The sequence below is a fragment of the Candidatus Babeliaceae bacterium genome (assembly GCA_041660765.1).
Classification (GTDB): domain Bacteria; phylum Babelota; class Babeliae; order Babelales; family Babelaceae; genus JBAZVR01.
Genome location: JBAZVR010000001.1, coordinates 232,457 through 250,647 on the forward strand (window position 1 = coordinate 232,457; position 18,191 = coordinate 250,647).

Sequence of the window (18,191 nt, forward strand, 5' to 3'; positions counted from 1 at the left end):
CGTAAATATTTTTCTTCTCATCCCGTATTCCCATCTGTTCGTTTTTTAGTCGCACCTTGATAAACTGAGCTTTATTATTGGTATTTCTTAAAAAACAGGAGTGAGTGATGGTAAAAAATGGTTTTTTGGGCATGCTGGTGCAGGCTTGGCGAGAATCGCTTGGGCTTTTGGCGCCCAAAAACAGTTTAAAGCTGTTAGCTTTAACGCTAAAAACGTACACGCAAATGTGGCGCGCCCTCATCACCGGCGCCTGGTGGTTCCTGCTGCCATCTATTATTGTTTTTCCTGCGGGCTTCCCCTTTGTTTTCTTTGGAGTGCATAGGTCTTTTCCGTATATTGCATTTATTTTTTATACACTTTTTCAATTTTTTTTATTATGCGCCATGCGTCCGTCAGTTGATTTAAAAAATAGTTATTATTTTTGGCATAAGCTTGTACAATATTTTTTTTATTTTCTTACATATCTGTTGATAAGTAGCTCCATATATGTGGGAATACAATATTTGCTTGGACTACATTCTAATCGAGAGTTGATGGCGCATGTTATTGTCCTGTATTTGCTAGCACCATGGTATATAGTAGGTTTAATAATGTTGGGCGTATTAATTGGCCTTTTTTTATTAGATTCTGGCGGTCGCTTTGACAAAATAATTACGGCATGGTGGCGGGCATTAAAGATGATTGTATATAATGCACCAATTTTTATTGTGCTCATCGCAATGATTTTGTTTATTTCTTATGGCTATGTTCAGGGTGCCTCATTTATAAATGGACATGTTCAAGATTGGCTTACGATCGCTGTTGTTAGTTCTGCTCTTTATTTACTTTTTATAGCACCATTCTTTATGTGCCTGTTAACAAATTTATATACCATGTGGATCCATCAGCAATTTAAGCTTTATTATGACGAAAAATAAATTTTATTTTAAATAGAGGAGAGAGTGATGGTAAAAAATAGTTTTTTGGGCGCGCTGGTGCAGTCTTGGCGAGAATCGCTGAGTCTTTTGGCACCTAAAAACAGTTTAAAGATTTTAGCTTTAACACTAAAAACGTACACGCAAATGTGGCGCGCGCTCATCACCGGCGCCTGGTGGTTCTTGCTGCTTGTTCCTATTATTTTTTTTGCAACGGCAATTATTACTTTTGGGTTTGGTGTAACGCAGCCATCACCGAGCTATTTTAGCTATATTCTTTTGATGGCGCTTTTTCATGGGCTCATTCAATTTTTTTTATTATGCGCCATGCGACCATCAGTTTCTTTAAAAAATGTTTATTATTTTTTTAAACAATTGAAACTTTTTTTCTTTTTTTACTTATATTTTTTAATCGGGCTTGCGCCAGCTTTTCGTTTTGGTTTTTTTACAATGGCTTCTTATAGTTCTGCTTTTGTAATATTTATGGTTTTTGAGACGCTTGCTGGTCTTTTTTTGCTTGATTCTGGTGGCAGGCTTGTCAAAGTCATGATGACGTGGTGGCGTGCGTTAAAGATGATTGTCTATAATGCGCCAATTTTGATGGCACTATTAGCTGTTTTTGGACTAAGCACGTATGGCTATTTTGCGAGCACGGGGTTTTTACTCAGGCCTTTATGTGAATCACATAATTATAATTTTTCTGCGGGTGGTTGTATTGCTAGCGCTCTGTTTGCCAGCATTTTTTATGTATTATGTCTTGCGGCATTCTTCATGTGTCTGTTAACAAATTTATATACCATGTGGATCCATCAGCAATTTAAGTTTTATTATGACGAAAAATAAATTTTATTTTAAATAGAGGAGAGAGTGATGGTAAAAAATGGGTTTTTCGGCACGTTGGTGCGGTCTTGGCGCGAGTCGTTGAGTCTTTTGTTGCCGAAGAATATGTATAGGCTTATGTTGCTGACGCTGACAACATATAAAGAGATGTGGAAGCGGGCTATTGCAAATCTTCAGTGGTTTGTGATTGCGTCAGTTGTCATGGTAGCGATTACGTTTGGTGCAGCACTTACATCGATGCTCTTTTTGATGTTTTTGCAACTTGAAGTGCCTATAATTTTCAGGATTGTGGATGCTCCCTGGGTATTGTTTTTTCTATTACAGATGTACTTTGTCATGTATCCCCCATTTATTTTTTATATAATATCTGTTATTCGATCGATAGTAGAATCTCATAAAACTTATTATTTTATTGACGATCTTAAGTATTTTATTATTTACATAGTTTATGGATTTTTGTGGATTTTTTTATATGCACGAGCAATGTACTATCTCAGGTTTATTGTAAAAGCAGATTCTACGTTTACTTCGATTAATTCTTTTGTTGGGGTGCTTTTTTTTGTGCTTGGTATTCTCACGTCTCTTCTTATATTAGATTCTAGCGAGCGTAAAATTGGAATTTTCTTAGTTTGGTGGCATGCGCTTAAAATGTTTGTTCTTGATGTACCATTTTTTATGAGCAGGGTTATTATGTTCTGGCTGGTGAGCTATCTGTATTTTAAAGCATTTATGTATACAGGTTTACCATTAGGCATAGCGCATGCGGTGTTTTTACTGCTTATCGTGTTGTTATTTATGTGTTGCATCGCAAATATATATGCACTGAGAATTAAAAAACGAGGTTGATTATGACGCAGCGTGAGAAAGTTTTTGAATTACTAAGAACATTATGTACGTATGTTTTGGTAGTGTGTGTAGGGATTGTTTTTTTGATGCCGGCGATGGTGCTGATAGTTATTTTGCCTGACTCGCGCCGCTATGATAATCGCGTATTATCTTGGTTGATTATGATGTTTTTTTGGTCATGTACCAAAATATTATTTATGCCAATTGTTGTTGAGGGAAAAGAAAATATTCCAGATAAGCCGGTTATTATTGTTGCTAATCATCAGTCCGTTATCGATATTGTTTTAGTAGGTTCTATTTTTTATAATTATCCGTTAATTTGGTTTGTGCTTGATTATTATGCAAAAAAAATTGCGTATGGTTTTTTTATAAAAAAAATGGGAATTCCTGTTACGCGCGATGACCCGCATCAAGCAGCACGTGCGCTTTTACGGAGTATACGTTTTGTAACGACAGGTAATCATAATTTGGTTATTTTCCCGGAAGGTACCCGTCATGTTGATGGCAAAGTGCATGACTTTTTTAAAGGCTTTGCTATTATAGCAAAGAGGTCTCAGTGCCCCGTGGTACCGGTGTACATGCCATATAATTATAGAGTGTATCCGCCCTATAGTTTTTTGGCACACCGGCATGAAATCGTAGTTGTGATCGGCAAACCGATCTATTATGAGCCGGACGACACAGACGAGACATTTGCTCAGAAAGTATATACATGGTTTTTAACAGAACAGAATAGGTATGATTGAGTTTTTGTATCCATGGATGATAATCGCAGGCGTGATTTTATTACTGTGTAGTATTGTCGCGCGTTATTATACCCATAAGCCAATACAATACACATTCCCTCTAACGTCTTTTATTAAAAAAGCATTGGGCTCTCGCTCGAATTTATCTCGCTTTTTGCGTACAGCATTATATGCGCTAAGAATTGTGGCAATTATATCTTTAATTATTGCTCTAGCGCGTCCTAGAATACCTGATTATTCAACTAGGCAGGATGTCGAGGGTGTTGATATTATGATGGTGCTTGATGTTTCTGGCAGCATGCAATGTTTTGATGATATGCATGATAGAAGACCGCGATTTGAAGTGGCAAGAACAGAAGCTATTAAGTTTATTAATCAACGCGTGCATGATCCTATCGGACTAGTTCTTTTTGGCGCAACGGCTATTACGCGGTGCCCGCTGACGCTTGATAAAAAATTACTTGTTTCATTAATTGACCAGACCAAAATTGGAGACCTTGATCCTGACGGTACGGTGTATAGTATAGCTCTTTCTATGGCAGTCAATAGATTGAAAACATCTAAGGCGCGATCAAAAATTATTATTGCGTTAACTGATGGGTCTCCGTCTGAGCATGATATTGATCCGCACATTGCGCTTGATCTTGCAAAAAAGAATGGCATAAAGATATATACTATTGGGATCGGCGGTGAGCATGGCGGGTATATACAGCATCAGATGTATGGTCTTTGTCAAATGCCGAGTCCTCTTAATAAACAGTTATTGTATGAATGTGCTCGTCAAACCGGGGGAACTTTTTTTGAAGCAAAAAATCCAAAGGACGTTGAGCGTATTTATGGCATGATTAATGATCTCGAAACAACAACGTTGTCGGCTCCAAGTTATCAATCTTATTTTGAATATTTTACGATTTTTTTGTGGATCGCCTATGTGGCGTTACTGTGTGAGCTTGTGTTAGCATTATGGTTGGTTGTCTTATGATATATGCCGGATCTTTCTATTACGTTATGCCCGCTATTGTACTAGCGCTTTTATTGTGTCTGTACCGTTTTTATCAACAAAGAAGAAGTATTTATAAGTTAGTTGCAGGGCGTACTGAATTACTGATTAATTTTTCGCGTATTAAGTTTATTATAAAACAGTTTTTATTAATCTCAGCTTTTTTTGCATTAGGCTTAGCGTTAATGCGTCCGGCTACGCAAGGTGCTGCGCAGGAAATTGATAGAAAGGGCCGTGATATTATTATTGCACTTGACGTGTCTCGTAGCATGAATGCTACTGATTGTTTGCCGAATAGGCTTGCAGCGGCGCGTGAAAAAATTAAGCATTTAATCGATCTTGATCCGAGTGCACGTGTCGGGTTATTGCTTTTTTCGGGTGATGCATCCATGCAGTGTCCATTAACTGATGATCATGATGTATTTAAGCTGTTTTTAGACATGGTGGGCAGTGAAACGGTCTCTTCCGGTACTACCTGTTTGTCGCGAGCGTTAGAAAAAATAGTAGGGCATTTTAGCGAGCATGATGCAACGAGAAGTAAGCTTGTTGTGCTTGTAACAGATGGCGAAGATTTTTCTGGGTCCCTTGACGTGGTTAAAAAGCAGTTGCAGGATCTTGATATACGCTTATGTATTATGGGTGTTGCAACGCCGGATGGCGCTCCTATACCATTACAAGAAGGGTATCAATTAGACTCATCTGGGAATATTGTCATTTCTTGTCTTAATGAACCATTATTAAAAGCTGTGGCAAACGAATGTCATGGCGTTTATATGCGTATAACTCCTGATAGTACCGATGTGCGACGTATTTTTGATTATATACAACATTTTGAACAGGAATATCAAAAAAAACAGTCGCTTGTTATTTTAGATGAAAAATATTGTTACGGTGCAGGTTTGGCGTTAGCATTACTGATAATTGAGTGGTTATTATGATGTATAAAATTTTTTGGTTGCTATGTATTGTTTTTTCTAGCGCAGCAGCGAGCTTGGAAAAACTGGAACAAAACATTATTAATAATCCTCGTGATTATGCATCGTGCTACAATGCGGGCGTGCATGTTTTTAAACAAAAAGATTATGCCCGTGCAGCAGAATTTTTTTCTGTTGCGCTTCAAAATTCTGAGTCGGCGATGTCTGCTCAACGTGAGCATATTTTGTATAATCGAGGCAATGCCTATGCAAAGCTTAAAAAGTATCAGCAGGCGTTAGAGGATTTTGAGTCGGTTGTACGAGAAAATCCTGAAAATAAAATTGCGCAGCAAAAAATTGCAGACATGAGAAGATTATTAGAAGAAGAAAAATCTCAAAAACCAGAATCCGAACAAGATAAACAAGAAGAAAAAAAAGATAAAGAAAAAAGCCAAGAGAAGCGGTCCGAGCAAAAAGAGCAGAAAGAGCAAGAAGAAAAATCCGATGACCAGCAAGAGAGCCCAGAACAAAACACAGAGAATAAAAAAACTCAGGAACATAATATACCTCAAGATAAGTGTAATGATAAAGACGAAAACGGTCCAGAGCAGCCCGGCTCAGAGCAATCTGTTCCAGAACAGTCTGCGTTAGAAAAAAAATTATGCGCATTGTTAGATGAGCAAGAAAAAGAGTCTCAGCAGCGCTATATGAAAGCTCAAGTGGTTCAGGGTAAGCAGAACGGAGTACCACATGAACATAATTGGTAATTTTTTTAAAATAATGTGTGTTCTGATGTGTGTGAGTATGCATGCACAGGTGACTGTTTCACTAGTAGATATGCACGAGCAGGTTGTTGATAAAATTGCTGTGCAGAGGCCGTGCAAAATTATTGTTCAGATAGAAAATTGCGGTGCAATCAGAGATGTTGTTTTTACGTGTCCCGATAGGTGTCGGCAGTTGAGCAATCAACGTCTACTGTTATGAAGCATATTAATGGGGTATCTGCTCGCATTGAACGATATGAATATAAAATTTTGCCGGAGATGATTGGCCAATTAGTTATACCACCTATACGTGTTATTACCGATAGAGGGACATACGATTCTCAAATTATTAAGGCAGAGGTTGTGCAAGCGCAACAGGTTGCTGGCGTTCCACAATCTAACGCTTTAATAGCATGTACGCTGACTGTTGATCAGCGCAACGTAGTTGTTGGAGAGCATGTAACGTATACTATTCAAGCACAGTATCAACCGAATGTTATCACCATTCATTCGCTGATGTCACCGACAATTGATAATGTTCAGATGATTGATATTGTTGGGCCTACGCCGGTATCGTCGCACAATCAATCAATGCAGATTATTGAATGGAAGGGAAGTTTTTACGCAAAAAAAACAGGACCACTTACGCTTACCCCGGCGTGCATATATTATTTTGAACGGGATAATTCTATTTTTTCCAGAATGGGTATTTTTGGTGGATTTGCGCCACGTGCAGAATGTTACTCGCAGCCATTAGATATTGTTGTTGATCAGTTGCCACGTAATTGTAGTGCCATAGGGCGTTTTAGTGAATATGTAGTACGAGCTGATAGAACGTCAGTTCCGTGCAGGCAGGCTGTGCGTTTGTCGTCTTATATAACGGGCTCGGGTACTTTTGATGAGTGTGAGCCTGCTGTAATAAATATTTCTGGTAACTGTAAAATATATCACGCGCCTGTATTGAAAAAAAATTCTGACACTACTATACATTATAGTGATTCGGTTGTTCAGCCGCTAGAGGATGGGTTCATGAATATACCTATGCAAGATTTTGTCTATTTTGACACGGCTCTGAGGACCTGTGTAACGTTACATGCTGATCCATCTGTTATACACGTTAGTCATGTAGAAATAGAGCCGCAGCTACCATGTATTGATAGCACAGATACTGGTGTTCAAGTGATACAAGAAGTGTATACGCCATATTATAGATTTTGTGATAGGTGGTATGTTCCGTGGCAGATTATGTTGTGCATACTGTTCTTATGTGCTCTTTTTGTAATAATAAATAAATATTGTTATCGTTTTATAATTTTTTGCATGTTTAAATTTTTTACATATAGATTGTTGTATGCAGCGCGTAAGCGATTAGCGCGCAAACAGTCGACTGTTTATGATATTTTTAAAGAATTATTTGTTTTTTTATTGCAAAAATATTCAGACGATATATCAGAGCAAGATATCGAGTGTTTTTTAGTACGCAATGGTCTTCCTGATGCTGATGTCGCTGAATGGCGAATTTTTTGGAACCATGCTTTGGAGGATAATTTTTCTGACAAAGATGGTTGTTTTGAAAAAGATTCATTATATACTAGAGCACGTTATTGGATTTTGTTGTTTCAGAAAAAAATTGTATGAAGAGAATGATTGCAGGTATGTTGTTGAGTGGTTGTGCATATAGTCAAGCAGTGCATGACGTTGAGCGAATTGAACAGTTGCGGGCTGCTCAAAAGTATGTTTCTTATCATGAATATAAAAAAATTAATGATGAAATTTATGCAATAAAAAAAGCGCATAATGCTACGCATTATTTTTCACCAACGCGTGATTATGTTGCCATTATGGCAGTTGTACCGCGTGTTTTGTGGCATATTGTATTTATTGGTTTAGCTTTTTTGCTGTGTTTTTTTTGGCAACGCATATCGTTTTTTGCGCGCGCAACATTGCTGGCGCTTTTTATTTTGCTTGGATTTTATATCGTATGGGATTATTATGATCTGCATTATTTGAGATACGTATGCGCTCCTGATCAGATGGTCGTTCGATATGGTCCAGACGAATGTTATCCTATTCGCGGCGCTATCTCCCCGTTTGATGAAATGTGCATGTATGAAAAAAAAGGTGATTGGTTGTTAGTTAAAACACCAACAATGTATGGATGGATTTTACCAATGGAACAACGTGAAGCTACGTAATACATTCTTGTTGCAGGGAGCAGGCATTATATGGTTTATTATTTTAATTGTTCTTACAGCGCTTTTGGTTTTTGAATATAAATCTTTCAAGAATGAATTGATGGATCTTGTTCAATTGAGAGAGGATTATCAGGGATTGTCGATTATGCTCAGGCGGATGATTGTTGATAATGAACGTTCAAAAACTGAAACAGCGAATGATTCTGAAATTCGAGAAAAAAAAAAAATAAATGAAGATGCTGCATTTATGGTTGTAAATAGAGATCAAGAATATTTACGAAAAGCTGCTATAAGTTTCGCCCGTGCATATAATCTTGATTGTGTTGTGGGTAAAATGTATGAAGTAAATGCTCCTAAAAAGGTTTCCATAATCAAGAAAAAAAGACGATCGTATCGGTCGCCAAGGCGCATTTTTCCGCATCTTGTTCGTAGGGAGGTTATTTTTGAGTGGCCTATAGAACGTAACCAATTTTGGCTAAGTTCTCCGTACGGTCCTCGCAAAAAAGGGTTCCATTATGGGATTGATCTTGCAGCGGTTCATGGTACTATAGTACATGCCGCGGGCGCAGGCATTGTTGTGGAGGCCGGTTATGTATCAGGTTACGGAAATACCATTGTTATTGAGCATAATACAAAATTTGCAACGCGCTATGCGCATTTAGCAAAAATATTTGTGCATGTTGGGCAACGAGTTAAGCAATGTGCCGTTATTGGTAAAGTTGGTGATACGGGACATATTTTAAAGCAAGGTAAGGACGGATCTCATTTGCATTTTGAAGTTAAAATGTATGGTAAAAAAGTGAATCCTCTCTATTTTCTTGCATAACAATGAAAGGTTGTATGATTAAAAAAGTAATAACGTGGTATAAACGTCCTCATAAATCGACAATAGAGCAATATATTGAGGCATTTATTATTATTGTGCCACTTGCTTTTTTTATACGAACATTTTTTTATGGTTTATATAAGGTTCCTACGGGATCGATGGAAACGACCATGCTTGTTGGTGAATATTTTTTGGCAGATAAGTTTACGGTATGGTTTACGCCTATTAAACGTGGCGATATTATAGCGTTTAATGATCCAAATTATTCTTATTCTGATAATAAAATTATTAATATTTGGCAGCGTTATGTGTGGGGGCCGTCTAATTGGACAAAGCGAGTGATTGGTCTTCCTGGAGAACGAGTTAAGGGCGTTATCGAAGACGGGCATCCCGTTATTTATATTAACGATATTAAATTGGATGAACCGTATATAAATAAATATCCTATTATTGCTTTATGGGCTGTTAAGCCCATGCTAGATAATCTAGAAAATGCTCGTTTTGATACCTATAAATCATATGATCCTGCTCTGCCATTTGATCAGCAAAATTTTTATAGAATTGATAAAGATATGATTATTGATATTCCCGGATTTGAAAATGTATTATCTCCTGGAACCCCAAAGAGTGATGGAGGTGATGTTTTTGAAGTTACGTTGGGTGATCATGAATATTGGGCTATGGGCGATAATAGGTTAGGCAGCTTTGATTCACGCGGTTGGGGCGCCTTAGATGGATCACAGATTCATGGAAAAATAATTTTTAGATTATTTTCACTTGATAGTTATCAATCATGGTGGATCGTTGATTTATTGCAGCATCCCCTTGATTTTTTTAAGAGAATTAGGTTTAGTCGTTGTTTGCAACGTGTTTAAATAAGGATAACAATATGATGTTTAATAAAAAAATAGGATTTTTTTCAGCAATTATATTGCTTGCTGGTTGTGGTAAAGAATCAACACACAATCAAGTTGAAAAACATGAAGCTAGTCTGTATGTGGTAAATGTTCTTGATCAAGCACAATATAATGATGCGCATATTAAGGGTTCGATCAATATTCAGTTGCAAGAGCTGGAAGAAAAAGTAAAAGATTGGAATAAAGATGCTACAGTTGTTTTTTATTGTTCCAATTATATGTGTACAGCAAGTGGGCAAGCCGCAAAAATGCTGACAGCGCTTGGTTTTAAGGATACAAGGGCGTTTGAAGGTGGAATGGCTGAGTGGTACCAATTACATAAAGACGATGCGGAGTATGCTCTGGTTGGTAAGGCTCAAGATGGTTATTTGACCATGGTTATTAAAAAACCTGCCACTGAACCCGCTGGAGTGCAAATAATTGATGCAAAAGAGTTGAAAAAACTTATGAAAAAAGCTAATCTATTATGACCAGTTAAAAATGGATAGTAGGGCGGCATAGCCAAGAGGTAAGGCATGGGTCTGCAAAACCTTGATCCCCGGTTCGATTCCGGGTGCCGCCTCCAAAAAAAAAGAAGTAGTAAATTATTCGTGCCGAGGTGGCGAAATGGTAGACGCAAAGGACTTAAAATCCTTCGGGGAGACCCGTGCCGGTTCGAGTCCGGCTCTCGGCACCACCCTTAAAATAACGAAAAGCTTGACAAAATTTGGCGGTTGAATAACGTTCAGTATAATGCTAGTTTTGTTGTGTTTGAATTATAAAAAATTAGAAACAAAAAGATTAAAGGGCGTTTTTATGAATAAGGCAAAATTAATAGAACATATGTCTAAGATGTCCAAATTGCCTAAAGCTTCTTGTAAAAAGGCTTTAGAAGCTTTCATCAAGTCAATTGGACAAACGCTAAAAGGTGGAAAATCTGTAGTATTAACCGGCTTTGGCACGTTTGCTGTTATGAAAAGAAAAAGCCGTACAGGTGTGAATCCAGCGACTGGTAAAAAAATGCAAATTCCTGCTAAAAAAGTTGCTAAATTTAAGCCAGGAAAAGCTTTGAGAGAAATAGTTGCGATTTAAATGAACTATGTATCTTAATAAATAGTAGGGCGCTTACATATTGTAAGCGCCCTTTTTTGTTAGAGTATTATAAAAAAGGATGTTCTCATGAAGGGTCAACTTACGTGGATGGATTCAATTAAAGCGCTGTTGCATAATTATCCATCATGGATTATTTCTTGTTGTTTATGGACGCTCGGTGGCGTTGTTGTTGGTTTTTTAATTAAAAATTTTGGGAAAATTATTTTTTATTCGCTTATTTTATTTTTTATACTGTTGCTGCTTTTTTATTATCTTAAAATTGTTACCGTTAATATATCTGTTGTAAAAGGCTTTTTAGGCTTGTCTTCAATATCCAGTGTTGATGCGGCCGCCCGTTTTTATGTAAGCGTGCTGCGTAATAATATTATTTCTTGTGTGGGCTTTGTTATTGGATTTATTATTGGATGGAGGTTTAGTTAATAAAGGAGTTGTCATGGATGAAGCACCGGCTATACGTCTTGTGTATGAGCTGATTAATAATGCGTTACATATTCAAGCATCTGATATCCATTGCGAGCCGTTACGAGAACATCTTCGGATTCGTTATAGAGTTGATGGGGTTTTGTTTGATCAGTCGCCTATCGAAACAAGTATTGCATCTCAAGTTCTTTCTCGTATAAAAGTTCTTGCTCATATTGATGTTGCTGAAAGAAGAATTCCTCAAGATGGTAAATTTTCAATTATTGTTGCTGCAGGAACGGTAGATTTTCGAGTTGCTACGTTTCCTTCATTGTATGGCGAAAAAATTGTTGTTCGAATTCTTGATAGATGCGCAACCATATTTAATATACAAAATATTGGTTTAAATCATGACATGCGTGCGTCGGTTTCATCGATTATGCACAAACCGCGCGGATTTTTTTTGGTAACAGGTCCTACGGGATCTGGAAAAACAACAACATTGTATGCAGCATTATCGCTGATTAATAATCACAAGAAAAATATTGTAACGCTTGAGGATCCTGTTGAATACACTATTGATGGTATTACCCAGGGTCTTATTAATCAGGATATAGGTTTTACTTTTGAGCGCGGGATACGCGCTTTGTTGAGACAGGATCCTGATGTTATTATGGTGGGAGAAATTAGAGATGCTCAGACAGCGCGGGTTGCTATACAGGCGGCACTGACAGGTCATTTAGTGATTAGTACGCTCCATACCAATGATGCGCCTGGCGCACTTATGCGATTGCTGGATATGAATATTGAGCCATTTTTGATTAATGCCGCATTGACGGGTGTGCTTGCTCAACGATTAGCTCGTAGATTATGTGCTTCTTGCAGGTATGAAGTCCCTCTTGATTCTAATATGCAAGCAGTTATTGAGCGGTATGGATTATTAATTAATCACGCTTTTATGGCTTCTGGATGTGAAGAATGTTATGGCCTTGGTGAGCGCGGTCGCATAGGTTTATTTGAGTGTCTTGCTATTTCTGAGCGAATTAGGACATTGCTGCACGATAAACCGGACTTTGATACCATTTCTGGTCAAGCATGGCACAATGGGTGGCGACCATTATTGTATGATGCTGCCTGTAAGGTTGATGAGGGTATTATTTCATTTAATGAAATTTTGAATCTTGTAGCATAATTTTTTTTATAAAACTACTATAAAAAATCGTTTTTTCGGCGTAAGAATGGATCCTAATATTTTTGTTGGATCTGTTGGGCGCTCTGGCATCGGCTTCACCTTCCAGGTTTTTGTTAGCCCCGTTGTTTTATTGGTGCAGGTTACAGCGTCAGCGGGGCCTTGTTGGGTAAGGAGTCCATTAGGGGTATAGGTACATGTTTCATTTTTTGTAAGATTGAAAACATCATTTTTTTCTATAATCATAGGGATGGGCACAATATTAACCAGGCTATTTTTTTCTATGCCCCATAGAGATACTTGATAGCAGCTTATTATTATAAAAAGCTTGAATAGCTTATCCATGTTTTTACCCCTTCCACTATTATTATAATTACATAATAGCAATTTTTAACAGGGGGTAGCAAGTGTTCTTTGTTTTCTCTATGAAATTATTTCCCAATGGTCATGCATGAGCTTTATTTCATTTGTGTAAGAAGGAACGTAGAATTCATAGAGCATTTCACGAAACATTGGTTGTTTGCTCACCGGGTGAAGCATGCATGAATATACTCTGAGCATGGCGTTTTCGGGGAGCGTTATGCTATTTTTTTTATATTCTTTGATAATGAGCGGATTATGCTTTTGTTGAGTGCTGCTAATCTCTATATACATGGGCGCAAAAGTGCCATTATGGAGCGACAATTGTTGGCCATATACCATTGCAGGTATGAAGGCTAGGTACGGTAGGGCTTGCTTGAACATATTTACTCCTATAAATTATTATTTTATCTTAATCATATTTAATTATATAGTTAGAATTATAATTGTCAATTCTTTTATATATATGCAGAAATGCGATTCTCATGCTATTATTAAAAAATAGTTGTTATGAGGGGTATATGTTGTTATCTATAAAAAATTTTTCTGTCGCTATTCAAGAGAAACAGGTGGTTAAATCGATCGATCTTGCCTGTTTGCCAGGGTCTGTTCATTTTATCATGGGGCCGAATGGATCCGGTAAAAGTTCATTGGTTTCCGCTCTTATGGGGCATCCCCGGTATGAAATTTTGGGCGGTTCTGTGCATTTAGGACAATTGGATATATTAGGACTTTCTATAGAAAAACGTGCCTTAGCAGGTATTTTTGTCGCTTTTCAGTATCCTTGTGAAATTCCAGGCGTCACTATTTTTACTTTTTTGCATGAAGCTTATCGATCTGTTCGTAAAATTGATATAACAGTTGCTGAATTCAAGCGCGTGATCGAAGAGGCATGTCATCTTGTGGGGCTTGATTCTTCGTTTATGTATCGTTATTTACATGATGGCTTTTCTGGCGGCGAAAAAAAAAGATTAGAGCTTATTCAATTGATTATATTGCAGCCAAAGGTCGCCATTCTTGACGAGCTTGATTCTGGTCTTGACGCGGATGGCTTGATAGCCGTTGGCGCAACATGTGCCATGATGAAAAAAAATCATCCCGATATGATCTTTATTATTATTAGTCACTATCAAAAATTAATTGATCATTTGCGGCCAGATTATATTCATATTATGATGCAGGGGCAATTGGTTGCTCAGGGAGACGTTTCTTTATTAACCACGCTTGAACATCAAGGATATCATGCATTCTTACAAGCTTGATAAGGGGCTCAATAGAGCAGTGGTGAAAAATATCTCCGATACGCATCATGAGCCTGGTTGGATGACCGATTTTCGATTATCAGCGCTGGAAATTTTTGAATCAAAGCCTATGCCAACATGGGGCGTTGATTTAAGTAAGCTTGATCCGTACGATATTTATTATTATGTAAAGCCGTCCGAGAAACAATATTCTCAGTGGACTGACGTTCCTGATGCTATAAAAACAACGTTTGAAAAATTGGGCATTCCTCAAGCAGAACAAACATTATTAGCTGGCGTTGGCGCTCAATTTGAGTCTGAAGTTGTGTATAAAAATTTAAAAAAAGAATGGGTCGATAAGGGCGTTATTTTTTGTGATATGTCGACAGCCCTTCGTGATCACGAAGCGTATGTAAAAAAATATTTTTCTACTATTATTCCCGCGCATGATAATAAATTTGCCGCGCTTAATTCTGCTGTGTGGTCAGGTGGTAGTTTTGTATATGTTCCCGAAGGTGTAGAAATTACATTGCCATTGCAAGCGTATTTCAGAATTAATCAATCGCAAATGGGACAATTTGAAAGAACACTTATTATTGCAGAATCGGGTTCTTCGGTTCATTATGTTGAGGGATGCAGCGCACCGATATATTCAAAAAATTCACTGCATAGTGCTGTGGTAGAGATTGTTGCCCATGCCCGTTCTCGAGTGCGGTATACTACTATCCAAAATTGGTCGACCGATGTGTATAATCTTGTCACAAAACGAGCAGTTGCATATCAAGACGCTCATGTTTCTTGGATTGACGGAAATTTTGGTAGCGCAAAGACTATGAAATATCCTGCTATTATTTTAAAAGAGCCAGGTGCTTGCGGTGAAGTTATTTCATTAGCGGTTGCCGGTGCAGGGCAACATCAGGATTCTGGTGCAAAAGTTATCCATTGTGCTCCTCATACGCAATCCACGGTGATTGCAAAATCTATTAGCAAAGAAGGTGGGCGATCCAGTTATCGTGGGTTGGTCAAGATTCCTGATGGCGTGACGCATGCTCGTTCCCGCGTTCAATGTGATGCACTTATTTTGGATGATAATTCCCGATCAGACGCATACCCAACAGTGCAGGTTGCGGAGTCACACTACAATGACATAGGGCACGAAGCTTCAGTCAGCAAAATACAAGATGATCAGCTTTTTTATTTGATGAGTCGTGGTATTTCTCGCCAAGCCGCTCTTGCAATGATTATTAATGGCTTTATTGAGCCCTTGGTTAGTCTATTGCCCATGGAATATGCAGTAGAAATAAATCGTCTCATTACGCATGAGATGGAAGGATCGATCGGTTAATCATGGTTGAATGTTGGAAGTTTTTAGGCCTCTCTGACCTTGTGAAAGACCAAGTACTTTTTGATCAAGATAGTGCATCTGTTATATATGATACGTCAGGGACGTATACTCTGCCCGCAGAAAATATTCTTTCGGTAACTATAGCATCTTCTGTGCATGTTACGTTATGTGATATGGATGCTTATACTAGTCGTAAAAAAATAACTATACGCATTAAAAATGGCGGCTCGCTGACCTATTGCTCTCAAGTAACGTTGGCCTCAGGAGATGCTGCGCTTTCGCTTTCTTTCATAACCGTTTTTTTAGAAGATAATGCCGTCTATAACGGATATGTTTTTTGTTCAGGATCCGGTGGTGTTATGTTGCAGTCGTTTGATTGTCATGTGGAAGGTCTTCGTGCGCAGGGTACCATGACCGTATTGCATTGGCTGACCGAACATGCTCGATTAGCGTTTACAAGTCGGCAAATGCATAATGTCTCGCATGGAACAAGTGCTATAACGGTAAAATCTGTCGTTGAGGATAGTGCTCGTATGTATTACGCCGGTCAAATTCATGTTGCGCAACAGGCTGAGCACACGGTGGCCTCGCAAGAATCTAAAGCATTGGTATTTAATGATGCACGTGCTCATGCTATGCCATCGTTAGAAATTTTAACCAATGAAGTGCAGTGTCGGCATGGAAGTGCAATTGGGTATGTTAATCAGGACCAGTTATTATATATGCAGTCTCGTGGTATTTCAGCTCATATGGCTGAGCAGCTCATTAAGCGTGGCTTTTTAGAAGCGCCGCTTAAGGCATGCTCTTTAGAGTATGTAAAAAGTTTATTTTTTGACAATTTTTACAAAAAATAATATATTAGTTGTAAATATTTTTCTATTATTTGGAATATGCTGTGAGTATTAAATATTTCCCCTTTTTTTCACATAATGCTATTAGATACTTGGATAATGCGGCTACGACGCATAAGCCGCAATCGGTGATCGATGCCGTCAGTCATTTTTATTCGCATGAAAATGCTTCTGTACATAGAGGTATTTACACGCTGGCGGAGCATGCAACCGCTCATTTTGAACGTGTTCGCACACAGGTTGCTCATTTTATAGGAGCCAAGGCACATGAAATTGTTGTGACAAAAGGGGCGACAGAGAGCATTAATATGATTGCCCAGTCATGGGCGGCACATAATCTTGTCGAAGGTGATGAAATTGTTATAACAGAGCTCGAGCATCATGCAAATTACTTACCATGGCAACGCCTTGCTCAAACACATAATCTTATTCTTACGATAGTGCCAGCGATGGCGCGGGGAATGAGTATCGACGCGCTTAAGCGTGCTATCACACAAAAAACAAAGCTCGTTGCCGTTACGCACTGCTCGCACGTATTAGGTTGTTATCTTGATATTGCAGATATTGTGAGCGCAGCACATGCTGTTGGCGCACGTGTATTGGTTGATGCGGCGCAATCTGTTGGGCACAAAAAAATTGATGTGCAACAATTGGGCTGTGATTTTTTAGTTTTTTCTGGGCATAAAATGCTTGCGCCTACGGGCGTTGGCATTGCGTATATTACAGAAGCGGTGCATTCTCAGTTATTTCCCTATCAGCTTGGTGGTGGTATGGTAGGGGCCGTTGAAAAAGATACTACAACGTATCGTCCAATGCCGTATATGTTAGAAGCCGGCACGCCGCCGATTGCTTCTGTTATGGGCCTCGGTGCTGCAATAGAATTTATTAATAATAATGTTGATTTTGATAATTTGCATAAGCATGAAGCATTATTATGTGCGCGCTTAATAGACGGGCTTGCCACTATTTCTGGCGTTACTATTTTTGGTGACCAGGATCAGCTTAAGCAATCAGGTCATATCGTGAGCTTTACGGTACAGGATATACATGCGCATGATGTCGCTGCGTATCTTGATCGCTTTTCAATCGCCGTCCGCGCCGGCAACCACTGCGCCCAGCCTTTACACAACGCATTGGGCATCAACGGTTCTGTTCGTGTTAGTTTTTATATGTACAATACTATAGAAGACGTCGACGCATTACTCGCCGCATTACAAAAATTGTGCGCTTAATAAATATGCTGCACCAATTCTGATGCAGCATAGTATGTAAAATCGTGTGCGTGTGATTTTATTATTAGCTTTGCGCGCTTTCAAGTAACTCTTTACATATATTTTTTTCAGCAACATGCATCAGTATTTTGTCGGCAGTCGCTTTATCGACTGTTCCACTGAGCGCTTGTGCTATTTCTTGATTGTTGCGTGCAATAGATTTTTTTAGATACCTGATAAGTTTTGTCTTAAAATCTACCGGTTCAATTTTTGATGCGACTTTTTCTTTTATAGTTCTTATTTCTTTATAATTATTTTTTGTAGCAATATGTTTTAGAATCTGTTCCGCTGCGGCTTTATCGACTACACCGTTCAACAACTGTGATATTTCTTGATTAAGATGCGTAATCTCTGCATCTACAAGCTCAAGCCCGATGTTACTGCATTTTTCATTCGCGCAGCTATTGGCACCCGCCAAAATCGCCAGCGTTAAAACCGAGAGTTTTAATGAAAAAATGTTTTTTTTATGTGTGTACATAGT

Annotated in this window: 23 protein-coding genes and 2 tRNA genes; 22 read left to right on the forward strand and 3 right to left on the reverse strand. The window is 38.3% G+C overall.

What is annotated here, in order from left to right; all coding sequences use genetic code 11:
* Positions 1–107: 107 nt before the first annotated feature.
* The 18 genes from WC707_01250 (at position 108) to WC707_01335 (ending at position 12,645) form a co-directional block, all read left to right on the forward strand.
* A complete protein-coding gene (locus tag WC707_01250) occupies positions 108–917 on the forward strand; it encodes a hypothetical protein (protein MFA6065789.1) in 810 nt (269 codons plus the stop codon).
* A gap of 27 nt (positions 918–944) precedes the next feature.
* The gene (locus WC707_01255; protein ID MFA6065790.1) at positions 945–1,757 is read left to right on the forward strand and encodes a hypothetical protein; all 813 of its coding nucleotides are present in this window, start codon (positions 945–947) and stop codon (positions 1,755–1,757) included.
* Between the two features lie 27 nt (positions 1,758–1,784).
* On the forward strand, positions 1,785–2,600 hold the full coding sequence (locus WC707_01260; GenBank protein MFA6065791.1) for a hypothetical protein: 816 nt from the start codon (positions 1,785–1,787) through the stop codon (positions 2,598–2,600).
* Positions 2,601–2,602: 2 nt separating this feature from the next.
* Entirely contained in the window at positions 2,603–3,346 is a 744-nt protein-coding gene (locus WC707_01265; GenBank protein ID MFA6065792.1) for a 1-acyl-sn-glycerol-3-phosphate acyltransferase, read from the forward strand.
* The gene (locus WC707_01270; GenBank protein ID MFA6065793.1) at positions 3,339–4,328 is read left to right on the forward strand and encodes a VWA domain-containing protein; all 990 of its coding nucleotides are present in this window, start codon (positions 3,339–3,341) and stop codon (positions 4,326–4,328) included. Before WC707_01265 ends, WC707_01270 begins: the two co-directional genes overlap by 8 nt.
* On the forward strand, positions 4,325–5,284 hold the full coding sequence (locus tag WC707_01275; protein ID MFA6065794.1) for a VWA domain-containing protein: 960 nt from the start codon (positions 4,325–4,327) through the stop codon (positions 5,282–5,284). Before WC707_01270 ends, WC707_01275 begins: the two co-directional genes overlap by 4 nt.
* Entirely contained in the window at positions 5,281–6,027 is a 747-nt protein-coding gene (locus tag WC707_01280) for a tetratricopeptide repeat protein (GenBank protein ID MFA6065795.1), read from the forward strand. Before WC707_01275 ends, WC707_01280 begins: the two co-directional genes overlap by 4 nt.
* Complete coding sequence (locus tag WC707_01285; protein ID MFA6065796.1) at positions 6,011–6,244, forward strand: hypothetical protein; 234 nt, start codon at positions 6,011–6,013, stop codon at positions 6,242–6,244. The genes WC707_01280 and WC707_01285 overlap by 17 nt, the downstream gene beginning before the upstream one ends.
* Positions 6,241–7,662, forward strand: coding sequence for a BatD family protein (locus WC707_01290; protein ID MFA6065797.1), 1,422 nt, complete (start codon positions 6,241–6,243; stop codon positions 7,660–7,662). Before WC707_01285 ends, WC707_01290 begins: the two co-directional genes overlap by 4 nt.
* Positions 7,659–8,219 carry a hypothetical protein gene (locus WC707_01295; protein ID MFA6065798.1) on the forward strand — a complete coding sequence of 187 codons (561 nt, stop codon included), beginning with the start codon at positions 7,659–7,661 and terminating at the stop codon, positions 8,217–8,219. Before WC707_01290 ends, WC707_01295 begins: the two co-directional genes overlap by 4 nt.
* On the forward strand, positions 8,206–9,045 hold the full coding sequence (locus WC707_01300; GenBank protein ID MFA6065799.1) for a M23 family metallopeptidase: 840 nt from the start codon (positions 8,206–8,208) through the stop codon (positions 9,043–9,045). Before WC707_01295 ends, WC707_01300 begins: the two co-directional genes overlap by 14 nt.
* 14 nt (positions 9,046–9,059) lie before the next feature.
* Positions 9,060–9,920 carry a signal peptidase I gene (gene lepB, locus WC707_01305; GenBank protein MFA6065800.1) on the forward strand — a complete coding sequence of 287 codons (861 nt, stop codon included), beginning with the start codon at positions 9,060–9,062 and terminating at the stop codon, positions 9,918–9,920.
* Between the two features lie 14 nt (positions 9,921–9,934).
* Positions 9,935–10,432: a rhodanese-like domain-containing protein gene (locus tag WC707_01310; GenBank protein MFA6065801.1), complete on the forward strand. Its 498-nt coding sequence runs from the start codon at positions 9,935–9,937 to the stop codon at positions 10,430–10,432.
* A 21-nt stretch (positions 10,433–10,453) separates the two neighbouring features.
* A tRNA-Cys gene (locus tag WC707_01315) sits at positions 10,454–10,527 on the forward strand.
* 27 nt (positions 10,528–10,554) lie between these two features.
* Positions 10,555–10,638, forward strand: a tRNA-Leu gene (locus tag WC707_01320).
* Between the two features lie 119 nt (positions 10,639–10,757).
* Complete coding sequence (locus WC707_01325) at positions 10,758–11,033, forward strand: HU family DNA-binding protein (protein MFA6065802.1); 276 nt, start codon at positions 10,758–10,760, stop codon at positions 11,031–11,033.
* Positions 11,034–11,120: 87 nt separating this feature from the next.
* Positions 11,121–11,474: an FUN14 domain-containing protein gene (locus WC707_01330; GenBank protein ID MFA6065803.1), complete on the forward strand. Its 354-nt coding sequence runs from the start codon at positions 11,121–11,123 to the stop codon at positions 11,472–11,474.
* Between the two features lie 13 nt (positions 11,475–11,487).
* The gene (locus WC707_01335; GenBank protein MFA6065804.1) at positions 11,488–12,645 is read left to right on the forward strand and encodes a GspE/PulE family protein; all 1,158 of its coding nucleotides are present in this window, start codon (positions 11,488–11,490) and stop codon (positions 12,643–12,645) included.
* Between the two features lie 6 nt (positions 12,646–12,651).
* Here WC707_01335 and WC707_01340 read toward each other — a convergent pair whose 3' ends face one another.
* Both WC707_01340 and WC707_01345 read right to left on the reverse strand, forming a co-directional pair.
* Positions 12,652–12,987 carry a hypothetical protein gene (locus WC707_01340; protein MFA6065805.1) on the reverse strand — a complete coding sequence of 112 codons (336 nt, stop codon included), beginning with the start codon at positions 12,985–12,987 and terminating at the stop codon, positions 12,652–12,654.
* 78 nt (positions 12,988–13,065) lie between these two features.
* Entirely contained in the window at positions 13,066–13,386 is a 321-nt protein-coding gene (locus WC707_01345; protein ID MFA6065806.1) for a hypothetical protein, read from the reverse strand.
* A 137-nt stretch (positions 13,387–13,523) separates the two neighbouring features.
* Here WC707_01345 and sufC point away from each other — a divergent pair, with 137 nt between their 5' ends.
* From sufC to WC707_01365, 4 genes are read left to right on the forward strand one after another with little or no spacing between them, the layout of a single operon-like run.
* Positions 13,524–14,264, forward strand: a complete 741-nt coding sequence (gene sufC / locus WC707_01350; GenBank protein MFA6065807.1) for a Fe-S cluster assembly ATPase SufC — start codon at positions 13,524–13,526, stop codon at positions 14,262–14,264.
* Positions 14,245–15,588 carry a Fe-S cluster assembly protein SufB gene (gene sufB, locus WC707_01355; GenBank protein MFA6065808.1) on the forward strand — a complete coding sequence of 448 codons (1,344 nt, stop codon included), beginning with the start codon at positions 14,245–14,247 and terminating at the stop codon, positions 15,586–15,588. The genes sufC and sufB overlap by 20 nt, the downstream gene beginning before the upstream one ends.
* A gap of 2 nt (positions 15,589–15,590) precedes the next feature.
* Positions 15,591–16,442 carry a SufD family Fe-S cluster assembly protein gene (locus WC707_01360; protein ID MFA6065809.1) on the forward strand — a complete coding sequence of 284 codons (852 nt, stop codon included), beginning with the start codon at positions 15,591–15,593 and terminating at the stop codon, positions 16,440–16,442.
* 41 nt (positions 16,443–16,483) lie between these two features.
* Entirely contained in the window at positions 16,484–17,671 is a 1,188-nt protein-coding gene (locus tag WC707_01365; GenBank protein ID MFA6065810.1) for a cysteine desulfurase, read from the forward strand.
* 64 nt (positions 17,672–17,735) lie between these two features.
* On the opposite strand, the gene WC707_01370 is transcribed toward WC707_01365, so the two are convergent.
* Positions 17,736–18,188 (reverse strand): hypothetical protein, encoded by a 453-nt coding sequence (locus WC707_01370; protein ID MFA6065811.1) that lies wholly within the window; start codon positions 18,186–18,188, stop codon positions 17,736–17,738.
* Positions 18,189–18,191 lie beyond the last annotated feature (3 nt).